The organism is Cohnella soli (genome assembly GCF_042655525.1).
Taxonomy (GTDB): Bacteria; Bacillota; Bacilli; order Paenibacillales; family Paenibacillaceae; genus Cohnella; species Cohnella soli.
Map to the genome: position 1 here is coordinate 243,419 of NZ_JBHSMI010000052.1, position 13,638 is coordinate 257,056.

At 51.8% G+C, this 13,638-nt stretch carries 13 protein-coding genes and 1 pseudogene; 9 read left to right on the forward strand and 5 right to left on the reverse strand.

Annotation, left to right across the window (positions count from 1 at the left end):
- The first annotated feature begins 45 nt into the window (after window positions 1–45).
- From ACFPOF_RS25175 to ACFPOF_RS25195, 5 genes are all read left to right on the forward strand, one after another.
- Window positions 46–453: a MerR family transcriptional regulator gene (locus ACFPOF_RS25175; RefSeq protein ID WP_378137880.1), complete on the forward strand. Its 408-nt coding sequence runs from the start codon at window positions 46–48 to the stop codon at window positions 451–453.
- On the forward strand, window positions 450–1,049 hold the full coding sequence (locus tag ACFPOF_RS25180) for an NADPH-dependent F420 reductase (RefSeq protein ID WP_378137882.1): 600 nt from the start codon (window positions 450–452) through the stop codon (window positions 1,047–1,049). The genes ACFPOF_RS25175 and ACFPOF_RS25180 overlap by 4 nt, the downstream gene beginning before the upstream one ends.
- Window positions 1,050–1,232: 183 nt before the next feature.
- On the forward strand, window positions 1,233–1,682 hold the full coding sequence (locus tag ACFPOF_RS25185) for a hypothetical protein (protein ID WP_378137884.1): 450 nt from the start codon (window positions 1,233–1,235) through the stop codon (window positions 1,680–1,682).
- Between the two features lie 103 nt (window positions 1,683–1,785).
- Window positions 1,786–3,282, forward strand: a complete 1,497-nt coding sequence (locus ACFPOF_RS25190; RefSeq protein WP_378137886.1) for a sensor histidine kinase — start codon at window positions 1,786–1,788, stop codon at window positions 3,280–3,282.
- Window positions 3,239–3,937, forward strand: coding sequence for a response regulator transcription factor (locus ACFPOF_RS25195; protein ID WP_378137888.1), 699 nt, complete (start codon window positions 3,239–3,241; stop codon window positions 3,935–3,937). The genes ACFPOF_RS25190 and ACFPOF_RS25195 overlap by 44 nt, the downstream gene beginning before the upstream one ends.
- On the opposite strand, the gene ACFPOF_RS25200 is transcribed toward ACFPOF_RS25195, so the two are convergent.
- The 5 genes and pseudogenes from ACFPOF_RS25200 to ACFPOF_RS25220 all read right to left on the reverse strand — a co-directional run bounded on the left by ACFPOF_RS25200 (window position 3,934) and on the right by ACFPOF_RS25220 (window position 8,057).
- Window positions 3,934–5,388, reverse strand: a complete 1,455-nt coding sequence (locus ACFPOF_RS25200) for a hypothetical protein (RefSeq protein ID WP_378137890.1) — start codon at window positions 5,386–5,388, stop codon at window positions 3,934–3,936. The genes ACFPOF_RS25195 and ACFPOF_RS25200 overlap by 4 nt on opposite strands.
- Window positions 5,385–5,960, reverse strand: coding sequence for an undecaprenyl-diphosphatase (locus ACFPOF_RS25205; RefSeq protein ID WP_378137892.1), 576 nt, complete (start codon window positions 5,958–5,960; stop codon window positions 5,385–5,387). Before ACFPOF_RS25205 ends, ACFPOF_RS25200 begins: the two co-directional genes overlap by 4 nt.
- A gap of 58 nt (window positions 5,961–6,018) precedes the next feature.
- On the reverse strand, window positions 6,019–6,735 hold the full coding sequence (locus ACFPOF_RS25210; protein WP_378138541.1) for a YheC/YheD family protein: 717 nt from the start codon (window positions 6,733–6,735) through the stop codon (window positions 6,019–6,021).
- Between the two features lie 124 nt (window positions 6,736–6,859).
- Window positions 6,860–6,916, reverse strand: a pseudogene (locus tag ACFPOF_RS25215) (hypothetical protein); the annotation flags it as partial.
- A 289-nt stretch (window positions 6,917–7,205) separates the two neighbouring features.
- Window positions 7,206–8,057: a helix-turn-helix domain-containing protein gene (locus tag ACFPOF_RS25220; protein ID WP_378137894.1), complete on the reverse strand. Its 852-nt coding sequence runs from the start codon at window positions 8,055–8,057 to the stop codon at window positions 7,206–7,208.
- Window positions 8,058–8,179: 122 nt separating this feature from the next.
- Between ACFPOF_RS25220 and ACFPOF_RS25225 the strand changes: the two genes are divergently transcribed.
- The 4 genes from ACFPOF_RS25225 to ACFPOF_RS25240 all read left to right on the forward strand — a co-directional run bounded on the left by ACFPOF_RS25225 (window position 8,180) and on the right by ACFPOF_RS25240 (window position 13,585).
- Entirely contained in the window at window positions 8,180–10,474 is a 2,295-nt protein-coding gene (locus ACFPOF_RS25225) for a family 78 glycoside hydrolase catalytic domain (protein WP_378137896.1), read from the forward strand.
- 144 nt (window positions 10,475–10,618) lie between these two features.
- On the forward strand, window positions 10,619–11,011 hold the full coding sequence (locus tag ACFPOF_RS25230; RefSeq protein ID WP_378137898.1) for an iron chaperone: 393 nt from the start codon (window positions 10,619–10,621) through the stop codon (window positions 11,009–11,011).
- A gap of 7 nt (window positions 11,012–11,018) precedes the next feature.
- On the forward strand, window positions 11,019–13,046 hold the full coding sequence (locus tag ACFPOF_RS25235) for a LuxR C-terminal-related transcriptional regulator (protein ID WP_378138542.1): 2,028 nt from the start codon (window positions 11,019–11,021) through the stop codon (window positions 13,044–13,046).
- Between the two features lie 173 nt (window positions 13,047–13,219).
- The gene (locus ACFPOF_RS25240) at window positions 13,220–13,585 is read left to right on the forward strand and encodes a cytochrome-c oxidase (RefSeq protein ID WP_378137900.1); all 366 of its coding nucleotides are present in this window, start codon (window positions 13,220–13,222) and stop codon (window positions 13,583–13,585) included.
- Window positions 13,586–13,638: the final 53 nt, after the last annotated feature.

Here is a 13,638-nt window from a genome sequence, read left to right on the forward strand (position 1 = left end):
AGCCTTTAAAATAATCGTATTCGGAGTAGGGAAAGGTGGGATTAGATGCATTCGATCGGGCAAGTGGCAGAGTTGACGGGTTTCAGTATCGATACGCTCAGGTATTACGAGAAGATTGGCTTGACTAAGCCGCCCGAGAGAGGACCGGGAGGCCTAAGGCTGTATAGCGATGATGACGTGCGGACGCTTTCTTCCTTGCATTGCCTGAAAAAGACGGGTTTATCGCTCGAAGGAATGAAGGAGTTTTTGCAGGAAGGGCGATGCCTCGCGAATGCCGCTTTTCCCCTAAGCGCCGAAGACAGGGAGATTATTGCGAACCGAACGCAAATTCTCTCGGAGCATTTGGCAAGGATGGAGGCACAGTATTTAGCGCTCGCGAGCCTCATCGAGCAGACGAAAGACAAATTGGATTTCTACAATGGGGTATTGGAAAAGGAGCCGGTGATAAAATGAAAATCGCTTCAATTGGTTCCGGGAATATGGGTGGAACATTAGGCAAAAGATGGGCCGATCGCGGGCATCAAGTGATGTTCGGGACGCGGGATCCGCATAGCGAGAGGATGAAGCTATTGCTGGAATCCGCAGGCGCTAACGCGCAAGCTGGAACGATCAGGGAAGCGGTAGCGTTCGGCGAAGTGATCCTGCTGGCCGTGCTGCCAGATGCTGTGGAGAGTGTGCTTGCCGAGGCAGGCGATCTGCATGGCAAAATCCTCATCAACTGCACCAATCGTTTTGACGGCGTGTCCGCTGACGAGGAGGTGCGGCGTCTTGCTCAGAACGCGCGCGTCGTTCGCGCATTTCACTCATTGCCATGGGAGGCGCTCGCGAATCCACGTTACGATGCAGGGAACGCAACTGCTTTCTTTAGCGGAGATGACCCTGAAGCATTGGCTGCCGTCGCCAATCTGGCATCGGATATTGGGCTTGATCCGGTAGACGTTGGAAGTTCGGACGCTATGGCGAAGGTGGACATGGCAATCGGGACGATGTGGAGCGTACTTGCCCCCAAATTCGGCCGGGATTACAGTCTTAGCGTGCTAAGACGTTAGCTTTGATGTTGATGATGTCGCTTAAGAATCAGAAAGCGCCTTCTCGATTATTCGAGGGGCGCTATTTTTAATGCGAGGCGCGACCGACTTAATAAATTGTTAATAAACGGTTCACAAACGCTTTATTTCTGCCCAGTAACGTAAAGAGGGAAAGCTCTGAACATTCGCTAAGGGGGAGTAGAAGTGAAAACGATGAAGTCGGAAGCTAAAGTACGAATTTATTATTCTTCGTTCGGGGACGGTCATCTGCAAGCCGCATTGGCGCTTCAACAGTCGTTTGCCTCCATGGGAATCCATCGGGTAACGTTGATCGACCTGTTCGCGGAAGCTTATCCGCGCCTCGACGTAATAAGTCGATATTTCTACTTGCGGAGCGCCGTTCATTTCCCCTGGCTGTACGGACTGCTGTACAAGATATCGAATCGACCGACTAACGGATGGTTGGGTCGTTTCTTTCAGTTCTCGCTGGACCCGTCGCATGCCGAGTCCATGAAAGCGGCGATGGAGACTGTGCGGCGCTCCGATTCCGCCTATCGCATTTCAAGCAAAGTATCCACCTACTGCGGGTTGGCAGAGGAGTTGCGTCCGATCACCGCCAACGGAGAAAGAAAAGCTGTCGGCGTTCATGTCTAAAGCAAATTTTCAAATGTTGTCTTTATGTTGCTCGTTCCATTGGGGAAGTGGTACGATGCAACCAAGAGCTTAGTCAGATCCACAGACGAGGTGCGCGATTGTTATGTCGATTCGATTAAAATTGATTTTGTCCTATTTGGCGATGCTTGTTGTCCCCCTTGTTCTGCTCGTATTGACGGCGATGTTGCTCGCTATTGTGTTCCAAGGGGATTTGCAAAATTTGAAGAACGTGTACGAGACGAAAATCGAAGGTCTCGAAGAGAACGGTTTCGACCGACTAATCAAACATGCGCTAGAGAAAGACCCGGGTACGCTTGTCGATCAGCGTTATTTGGACGAGCTGGCGGCCGAACTGGACAGCAGGGACACGTACCTCTATATTCGCTCCGGGAACCGCGTATATTACGCATCCCCTGAAATTCAAGGCAATGCGGAGTTAATTTCACAATTACCGGGGTTTAAACGAGCCGATACCCGGTTCGTCTCTCCGACAAAACCGTACGGAGCAGAATTTTATCAATTCGTACGTTATGATTTCAACAGCATGGAGCCGGTCAGTGTTTATTTGATTACTAAAGTGGACCCGTTTGTCTATTTTGCGAGAAAATACGCACCGTATTTGTTGGTTGCGGGGTTTGTTCTTCTCGTATTGACGAACGCCTTATTGACGATATACATGTCCAGAAAGATCATTAAACCGTTAATGGTATTGCGCAAGTCGGCCATGCAATTTAAGGAGGGCAGACTCGAATCGCCCGTGCCGATCAGTGGAAAAGACGAAATCGGACAATTAGGAACGGCGTTCGAAGAGATGCGCTCCCGACTGCGGGAGTCCATCGCTATTCAGGCCCAGTACGAGTTGAATCGTAAAGAACTAATCGCTAACATCTCTCATGATTTGAAAACGCCGATTACATCGATTCGAGGATACGTTGACGGACTGTTGGAGGGCATTGCCGATTCGCCGGAAAAATCGGACCGTTACATGAGAACGATCGCCGCGAAAGCGGCCGAGATGGATCGATTGATCGATGAGCTGTTTCTGTATTCCAAATTGGATTTGCAAAGCATGCCATTCGCCTTCGAGACGGTTAATCTTCAAGCCTTCTTATATGATCTGGAGGAAGAATTGCGTTTTGAACTGGAAAAAACGGGCGTAAAGTTTGTCTCCGATATACAGGTAGACCCAGAGGCGGGAGTGTCGATCGATGGGGATTCGTTCCGGCGCGTCTTGAACAATATTATTCAGAACAGCATGAAGTTCATGGACAAGCCGAGCAGGGAAATGCTTCTGGGGGCTAGGACAGACAAAGAGACGTGGCAGCTCTATATTCAGGATAATGGAGCTGGTATCCCTGCTGAAGATTTGCCTTATGTGTTCGACAGATTCTACAGGGCGGAGCGATCGCGAAGCGCCGAGACGGGAGGGAGCGGTCTTGGGCTTGCGATAGCGAAACAGATCATCTCCGCTCACGGAGGGGAGATCCGCGCTGTAAGCGAAGAGGGGAACGGGACTCGCATCGAGATCTCGTTGCCGATCGTATGGAGGGATGGAAATGGCGATGAAGAAAACGTCGATCTTGATCGTGGAAGACGATAAATCGATCGCGGAGCTTGAGCGCGATTACTTGGAAGCGAGCGGTTATCGCACGGACATCGCCGATAACGGGGTGACCGGACTGGAGAAGGCGCTCGGCGGGCAATTCGATTTAGTCGTTCTCGACGTGATGCTTCCCAAATTAAGCGGGTTCGAAGTGTGTAAGCGAATTCGCGAGGAAGCCGACATTCCGGTGTTAATGGTGACGGCCAGCAGAGACGACATCGACGTTATTCGAGGGCTCGATCTCGGAGCCGACGATTACATGACGAAGCCTTTTAAGCCGGCGGAACTGGTAGCAAGAATCAAGGCGCACTTAAACCGGTACGAACGGTTGAAAGGCAGAAAGTCGGAGGCAAACGAAATGGAGTTCAGAGAGCTCCGCATCGATCCGGAGTCCCGTCGAGTATATGTCAAAGAGGAAGAAGTTGCCCTGACGGTGAAAGAATTCGATTTGCTTTATTTTCTGGCGAGCCATCCGAACCGGGTGTTCAATAAAGATCATTTGTTTGAACGAATATGGGGCATCGATGCGATGGGAGATACGCAGACAGTTACCGTCCACGTTAGGAAGCTTCGGGAGAAAATCGAGCGAGACCCCCCGAACCCGAGTTTCATCGAGACAGTGTGGGGGGCCGGGTATCGATTTCGCGGCTAAATCTTAATAGCAAACACGCTGCCGTACCGTCCTTCATAGACAGGCTGGCCGAAAGCGTCTTTCCATTGCTGCAGCAGCTTTGCGGACACGCCTTTGTGCGCGATGACGTAATCGGGGCGATCTTCCTTAACGATCGCAGGCAACTTTTCCGAGAAGCCATACATCGACCGTTCGAATGCGGTCCAGCCGAATGCGCCCCGCGACGCGTCCGTGATGAACGGATCCTGTCTGCCGTCGCACAAAATATCCGCTCCGCGGAACATGACGTAACCTGAAGAACCGTATCGTGCAAGTACTTTGGGACGTACGCCGGCGGAAGTATGGGCCATCACGTAATCCATCTCATCGACGGGATAAGCTTTCGCATCGACCTTCGGAGGAGATGCGGCGACGATCGCCATATTAAGAACGAGCCCGAGCGTCATGCCGGCAATCGAGGCTTTCGCGCTGAACGGGAATCGAATGTCCGCAATACGGCGCAATAGAGGGGTCGTTTCCACAGCAGAGGCGGCGAAATACGGAATAAAGAGCCATAAGAACAAATTTTGTTTGAAATTCGTCATGCCCAAGTAGGCGATACCTAGCGCGAGCAGTATGCGAAAAGGCTTTCGTTTGAGTGAGAACGGAAGTACGAGTGCAAAGAAGAGGAGCGCTAGAACGATCGCAGTGCTCTCCCATTGGCCGAAATCAATCGGTTGCCACTCGTCGATCAAGAGATTAAAATGGTTTTTCGTCACCGTAAGAATGTAGAATAGGCTGCGATAACCGCCGGGGTTCAGCAAACCTATTAAGGCAGTCGCCGCATAGACGATCCAATCACGCACTCGACCTTTCCTCTCCAGCAACGTTTCAATGATTTGCATCCCCGAGAATACCGCAATAACGGGCCAGACTCCGGTATGTACATTCGCGATGGCGAACGACAAGAGAACCATCGCGAATGCGGAACGCAGATTGTGCGTCATCGCGTAACGCCTCAACGAGATGAAGTAATAGACAATCAGACATGAGGATAGCATTTGAGGACGGCTTGTGAAGTAACCGTAATAGATCCAGGCGCCGACGAGCGCCAGCACGATCAAGCAGGGAAGGGGGACGCCCTTCCGGCTGCTCTCTGTACGGGACAATTCCATCATCCGATATAGGCCTACGATGAGACATCCGAAGCTTATCGCGGTCAATATATAAGTGCCGGGCCAGCCGAAAATAGAGTAGAGCCAACCTTCGATAAGTTGAAAGCCATATTCATGAGGGACATAAGGTAAGGAGTCCCCGTAAAACGTATGTATCGCATGATGAAGAATGATTCCGTGTTCGATCATATAACGCCCGTTCTCGATGTGCCAGAACGTATCCGGATCGTTGTAGGAATTAGACGGAAATAACAACAAAACAACGAGCGCGGCTAACGTCGCGCTCGCCCATATGCCATACTTCCTCTTGCCCGTCATGTGCGCCCCCCAAACTTCAGCTTCCCCGTTAACGTGCGGTACAGTTGGATGCAACTGTTCGGCAGAACGTCCCATTTGCCGTTGGATAAATGGACGGCATAACTAATGACGAATGAAAGCGCGATCGCGCCCAGAATATCGCCCGGATAATGTACGCCAACGTACACCCGAGCGATGCCAGTCAACAAAGCAAGCCCAAGTAGGACTGTGCCTAGTTTTTTGCGCGCAAACCAGACACTGAACGCCAGAGAGAAAGCGAGCGTAGCATGATCGCTAGGGAAAGACGCGTCTGGCGCGTGCGGGATCAGTTGATGGACAGGATGGACGACGAAAGGCCTAGGGTGATTAACGGCAGGCGAGATGATCAACGAACCGATTAGCAAAGCTGCTGCTGCCGATAGGCCGGCATAGAAGACGAGCTTCTGATTGTTGGTTTTGCCGGTAAGCCATAGTGCAGCCATCATAATCAAAATCACCCAGACGATATCTTGCGCGAAAAATTCAAACATGTCGTCTATCGTATCGAACTTGGAGGCGAATTGATTAAAGAAGTGAAACAAATTTTCGTTCATGATGAAGGGCTCCTTTTTGCTTTTGTAAATACTATAGTCCCTTCACATTAATTATTTATTAATTCGATCGGGTATATCGCAATATTTTGCGGACAACGTTTTTGTTGGGCAGATGCCTGAAAATATAAGGGTCCGGACTTGTGTTCAGTTCGATGATCCAAGGTCGGAAATCGGTATCGAGCCCGATGTCAGCGCCGACTGCGACAAGTTTCGGATACTTGCGGCTAAGAGCAATCGCAGCAGCGTAGCCGGTCGCGGCAATGTTATTAATGATTCGAGTTCGCGTAGCTCCGGACGTAAGCGGGGTTAACAATGTCCGAATTTCCATCGGTTTTCCGCCGCTATGGTAATTCGTCACGATTCGTTTTGGGTGTGCAACTCTTCCAATCATGCCCGTCATTTCCCATTTCTTCTGAAAGTTGCGTTGGACCATGACTCGAATATCGAACCGGCGTCCCTTGTACTTCAGGAGATGAATGCCTTTTTGCACCAAGTAAGGACGATTGCGCTTGTGAAGAAGTATCGACCGATACAACAACGAGAAAGAGTCGAATATACGTTTTTTCTCTTCCGTTTGATAGCTGTATTTGCCGCCGTTTTTTTCGACGCGCATGACTCCTTTGCCATAAGAACCCGCATCGGGTTTGATATACACCATGGCATAACGATCGAGCATCAATCGAAGAGATTGTGCGGTCATTCTTCGTGTTTCCGGCACATGTTTTCTGACATGTGGATCGTGAAGTACCGCTTTCGTTTTGAGCCACTTGCTTATGACGGTTTTGCGCGCGGACGTTGTCGTAACCCGTCACCTCCCGCATCATTATATGCGTATTGGGAACACGCCCGAGGGGGACACCTGAGGAGATAAATGAAAATGGGTCAGGTGAATAGTTCTCGCCTTCGCGAAGTAATGGAGCCGGCACGTACAACGTCTTCTGCGGTCCGATTTCCCAATAACGTTGTCAACGATATCAAGTCCTTGCGTTGGCTGTTTCGATCGATGACGCCTTGGTAAACGCCGTCGGCATAAATGGTTGCGCGATCGTGAACGTGATGCAAATCGGCTGCCCTTTATAGACGAACTCTGATCCTCTTGTTTGAAATGTTGCCATACGTCAAGCTCGCTCCGATCTTTGAAGGTGTAGTTGTAAGGAAAGCGCGTTACTATTTTAGAACAAATAAATGGCTTTTTCCATGATCGTTCTTGTTGTTCCCGAAAATAGTTTCGTACATCAATCGGCGTCATTCGCCGTTCCGGTACGTTCTCGGCGTCTGTCCTGTTTTCTTACGGAACAGCTCGTGGAAAAATTTCGGATCGCGGTAACCCGACCGCTCGGCGATTTCCTTCACCGACATCGTTGTATGTCGCAGCAGTTCGCAACATTTGCGAATTCGCAAATTTTGAACGAATTCGGTGAATGTCTGTCCCGTAGCTTGCTTCAACATACGCTGCAAATAGCTGGAGCTAACGGGAAGTACGGCAGCGACTTCGGCCAAGGTGACAGGACCGGCGTAATGACGTTCCAGATACTCGAATGCTTGCGCAAGACGGGATGTCGCCGGCGCGGACTCTCGGTCGTTCAGCTCCAGTCGGTACAGGCAGACAAGCAGTTCCGTCAAGCGGGCATACATAGCGGCTTCGTATCCGGGTAATGCTGTTCGATATTCGCGATGAAGAGCCTCCATGCAGGCTTTGCCTTCGTGAAAAGCATCTTTGTATCTTCGATAAGAACGGCCATCACCGGACAGTAGGGTTAGCGCTTCATCCGGCAATGGGTATGCGCAGGTCAGTTTCTCGGGCACGGAAGGGTCGAAGAGACAGTTATAAACGATTAATTCATCCTTGGACGCCTCCGAAGCCGGACGGTAGACGTGGCGGGTGCCGATCGGAACGATGAACAAGTCGCCTTTTTCTACATAAATGCGTTCGTCCCCAATATAATGGAAGCCTTTGCCTTCGGCTACGAATTGAATTTCCACGAAATCGTGTACGTGGATCGGCAGCGTGAATCGTTCGCGTTCCCGAGTGATGGCGATGGGGAAGCTGGGCTGCCAGAAGATTTTACCTTCGAGCGTGTGTACAGTCGTCGACAAATCGGCATCTCCCTCCTTAATCAGGGTGTGATTGCCCTATACATATCATAGGAGCCCCCCTATAAGCAACTAAATTCCTCTTGTATGCTAAGAAAAAAAGCAATAGAAAGGATAGGGTCATCATGAACGCGAACGTCAAGGATCAACAGGCGGCGATCGGCCACCGACCTGAGTTGAGCGTGTTATGGGAGGCAGACTGGATCTGGAGATCGCGGCGAATCCGGATCAATGATTTTGCTTACTTCCGCAAAGAAATCAAAATAAGCGAAGCGCTGGTGTCCGCCGAGTTGTTTTACTCGGCGCATCACACGGCTAAAGTGTATGTGAACGGAATCAGGTTAGGTGGGTACGTTTCTCCCGCACCGACGAATCCGGAGAAACGAAAAGCGTATCTTGCATACGACGTCAGGGAACTGCTCGCAGAAGGCTCGAATTGCTTGACGGCCGACGCGCACTACTTAGGCGGAGGCGGTCAGAATTATTACGATGGCAAACCGGGATTCAGGCTGCAGCTTCATCTTAAATACGCAGACGGCGAGGAAGTGATCGTGAAGTCGGATACGACGTGGCAAGTGTTGAAAGACGCGCCTCATGAGATCGGTACTCCGTACCAGCAGAATCGGAGAATATCGGCGATCGAACGATACGACGCACGCAAGCTTGATCCTGCATGGCGCTACGCGGGATATCGTCAAGCGGGAGCGACGGCGAAGGCGAAGCTCGCCAAGATCGGGCGGCAAGAGTGGCCAATGTCGATTCAACGCATTCCCGAGGGAACGGTCGAAGAAGAGATCGTTTGCGTGAAGCTGCCTACTCCTAAAGTGGGGGACGACGCTGGAGAAAACCCTCAAATTTTTGACCCGGGAAGAATCGTATCCGGTTGGCCGAGGATCAAACTTAAAGGCATCGCGGGAGTGACAATCCGCCTTCGGATGTCGGAGGACTTGGACGAGAACGGTCGGGTAAAACATAATGTCACGAACGAGCATTCGGACAATTATTATGATGAATATACGATGCGTGGAGACGAGACGGAGACTTGGCAGCCGGACTTTTCGTTTAAAGCGTTTCGCTACGTCGAAGTAACTGGCTATCCGGATGAGATTGTTTCGGGAGAATTAACCGTCAGTTGGGCGCATACCGGCATGGCGTGCGTCGGAAGCTTCTCCTGCTCGGACGAACACCTGAACAGGCTTTACGCTGCGGCCATTCGGACGCAGAAGAACAACACGCTAGGGCAAACCGTCGACTGTCCGCATCGCGAGCAAGCGCAATATACCGCGGACACAGATTTGCAGGCAGAGGCATTGTTGTACAACTTCGACGCAATCGACGTTGTGGAGAAGACGCTCGCCGACTTCGCGGACGCGCAGTTCGCCGATGGGACGTTCCCGTTCGTCGCCCCGATCAACTACGAGAACAAAGATTTTACGCTTCAAATTCCGGAATGGGATTTGCACTACGCGACGCTGATGTGGAAAGTGTACGAGGCTTCGGGTGACGTTGGCGTACTGGAACGGTTTTATCCGACGGCGCACCGGATGGTCGATTATTTCGTCGGTATTCGGGACACGCACACTGGACTAGTTCCGCTTGATAAAGGCTGGCACATTAGCGACTGGCCTTACCCATCGGTTGAGCATATTGGGGAGCATCTTACGGTTCAACAGATCAAACTCGTGCAAGCGCTCGAAATCGTGAGCCGCTCGGCGGATTTAATCGGGCGGAAGGATGAAGCAGTCCATTACGCGAATCTGGCTTCCGAGTTGTCCAAGCGAATTGTCGCGCAATTATACGACTCGGAGAAAAAGCGCTACCGCGACAGCTCCGAATCTTCCGCAACCCACCAAGGCGTCTCTGCCATTGCGCTGCTCGCAGGTCTCGTTCCACAGGAAGATCGCGCCGCGGCGATCGCTTCCGTGGCGGGCCAGCAATGGGAATGCCGAACGGTGCTCTCGCTGCCGCTGCTTCGGATGCTGTTCGAGAACGGACGGGAAGCGGAAGCGTTCGCGCTTCTTGACAGACGCGAATATCCCGGCTGGGGACATATGATCGTACAAGGCGCCCAGACGATGTGGGAAGGTTGGGAGGACATCGAAAGTCACTCCCATGCTTGGAACGGTTATCCGGCAAGGCTGCTGCAAGAATATGTCGTCGGCATTCAGTCGGAAGCGCCGGGGTTCGCCAAGGTAGTTATTCGGCCATACTTGCCAGACAGCTTGACGTTCGCGGAAGCGGAAATATGGACACCGCTTGGTATCGTTTATGCACGTTGGGAACGTATTGACGGCGAGTTGCGCGTTCGCACACGGATTCCGGATGGGATGGAAGCCAGATTGTCGATAAAACTATCGGCAGATAAGACGAACGAGAGTACGTTAAAACCAGGAGAAAATGTGTGGATGGCTATTGATTGATCGTTGACACATTTTTTTACAAGAATTATTCTATCAGTAGCATATGATGATGAGTAGTTTCATTCCGCCAATTCAATCGAATTGGCGGTTTTTCAAGATGGACGTTGCGATAAAAAGATTAAAGGAAACGAAGGAGGAGTTAGGGTGGACGGAAATAAAGGCGATTTTACATCGATAGACGAATACATTTTGTGTTGTCCTTCTGACGTGCAAGAGCGGCTTCAGGCTATAAGGGAGACGATCAAGGAAGCCGCACCAGAGGCGAAGGAGAAAATCAGCTATCAGATGCCCGCGTTCGAGTATTACGGCAGCCTCGTTTACTTCGCGGCTTTTAAGAAACATATCGGGTTTTATCCCGTCACAAGCGGAATCAACGCGTTTAAGGAAGAGGTGGAACGCTATCAAACGGGCAAAGGCACATTGCAATTCCCGTTGGACCAGCCAATTCCACTGGAACTGATTAGCAAGATCACGAAGTTCAGAGCGGCGGAAAATGCGGAGAAAGCGGCAAGTCGCAAATTAAAGCGGTCTCGTTAGGGTGGTGATGGGCATTAACGGCGAGCAGGATGACGGATTTATTGCAGAGCGGGAAGAGCAACTGGCGTTGTTCAATCGCTATTTAACAGAAGGAACGACCGACGGCAAGCGAATCTGGAACATTTACGGCACGGCCGGCACAGGCAAAAGCTTTCTGCTGGACGCGTACAGACGAAGGGCGGTGAGATCGGGTACGCTGATGCTATCGCTGGATAGCCGGGATTTCAATCATACGGCAGAGCAGTTTTGTCGGAGACTGTTGCGTCAGTTGCAAGAGGGCCGGGCGGAAGCGGGAGGGAACTCGTCGGATAGACGGACGGATGCGCTCGAAGCGTGCCTGAACGAATTGCACCGCATCTCCGGAAAAACGAAAGTCGTTATTGCGCTGGATACCTATGAAGAGATGGGAGAACTGGACGGCTGGCTGCGGGAGCAATTTTGCAAGCGGTTGCCGGCCGATTCCTTGATTCTGATCGCCGGTCGTTTCAAGCTGAAAGATCAATGGATCGTCGCCCCATCTCTTCGCGAGCAAATCCGCTATATGCCGCTCGGTAATTTGAGCGACGCGGCTTGCAGCGCTTATTTGCAACGTTGCGGAATCGAAGATGAAGAGATCATAGCCCTCCTAAGGTACAAGACGCGCGGTCACCCGCTCGCGCTGTCGCTCGCCGCATTCGTCGACAGCCAGGCGTCCTGGACGAACGGTTCGGCGGACGAAGCGGAGTGGTTCGAGCAGTTGGCGAAAGCGTGGCTGCGCGAAGTGCCCGACGCCCAGCTGCGCCAACTAGTTGAGGCTGCCGCCGTATTGCTTCACGTTAACCGCGAAGTGCTACAGTTCATAATGGATAAGGATGTCGGCGACGAATCATTCGAACGACTGATCGCATTATCATTCGTACGGCGCACGAATCGCGGGTGGATGCTTCACGATCTCGTTCGGGGCGCAATGCGCAAGCAGCTCGAGGAGCGCACGCCGGCGTATTATGAGAAGCTGCGAGGGCGGGCTGCCCACTATTTTGCGGCGCGCATTCGCCATTCATCGGCTTATCGCAATACGGAATGGGAAGTCGGGGAATTGCACTATTATGTGGGGGGCGGCCTCGTACGCACTTCTATTCAGGCGCAGGCGAGAGGCAAATATACGTGGGAACCGCTGACTTTGGCGAACGCCGACGATGGGGAGCGCTATTTGAACAGAAGAAATGAAGCGGCGACACCGTTGGACCTCATGCTGATAGATCCGGATACGGAGGAGCATTACGCGAGCAGCGAAGCCAGAGAAAGCATGGCGCTGGCGGTCAAAGATTTGGATTTGCGCGAATGGATTGCGCTCGACCGTCGTTCGGTTATGCTGCTCCGGTCGGCGGAAGGAGAGGCGATCGGCCTAGCCGTCATTATTCCGATCCATGCGGCGACTTTGCCTGCTTTGACCGCAGATCCGTTCGCCAGTCCCTATTTGGCGTCGCTAACGCCTGCCGAATATGGATGTCTCGAAGCGACGCCTCCGAATCAGGCGGGCTGGTTTATCCGGTCGATCGACTTCGCAGACTGGAGCAATCCGGATTTGATTATCGAAGGCATGTTCCTGATGTTCTCCTACATGTGCGCCGGAGGGTTGTTCGTTACGTCCCCGCCGCCGGCTCCGTTTTTCGGCACTGTTCACCGGGAACTGGGATTTCAAGAAGTGCCGGGCTTGTTCCATTGCAACTATGACGGACGAACTTCGACACCGACTTTCGTGCTCGATACGCGCGGCGAGAAACTGGAACAATTCCTCGGTTTTCTACTCAAGCGAAGCGGGGTTCCGCTAGAAATCGATACGGCTGGCGGTAAATTCGACAAGCGGTTAACGGAGCGGGAACGGGAGGTTGTCTCGCTCGTGCTTGACGGATTAACGAACGCGGAAATCGCCGCCGAGCTGTACGTCAGCGAGATTACCGTCAAGAAGCATGTCAGTTCCATCTATAGTAAGCTTGCCGTAAAAGGAAGAGGGCAATTGATCAAGCTGGTCGTCGGGAAATCAGCCAACGCTTGACCTGAAAGATGCTTAAATCCGCCTTGTTTTAGCCAACTACCTGCCTTGATTTCGGGGCGGGTTTTTTGTCATTCGGGGAAACGGACGGGCGCAAAAGTATACTTCCGTATAATATCGGGATTCGGCCGGCGATGGTACAGTGAATTTCGCAATGACGAGAGGAGGATAGATACATGTCCAGAAAAATGATTGCGGGTGCTGCAGTTTACTTGGTGATCGGCGCGTTGATGGGAATGGGAATGTCCATAAGCGAGAATTACGCGCTTGCCCCAGTTCACGCGCATGTAAATTTGCTAGGCTGGGTGTCCATGGCGTTGGGAGGCATTGTGTACCATCTGTTTCCATCCGCCGCAGCGTCCAGACTTGGCAAATGGCACTTCTGGCTGCATATGATTGGCATTCCGATCATGATGGCGGGATTGACAGCGATGTTGCTGACGGAAAATGAAGCGCTCATACCGGTAGTGTCCGTAGGGAGCGTGATGGTCGTCGCGGGCGTCATTTTGTTCATGATTAATGCGTTTAAGCATGTGCGATAGGCGCTAGGCCAGCGGATGGAGAGAAGAAATCGGAATACAAACGGGAGATGACA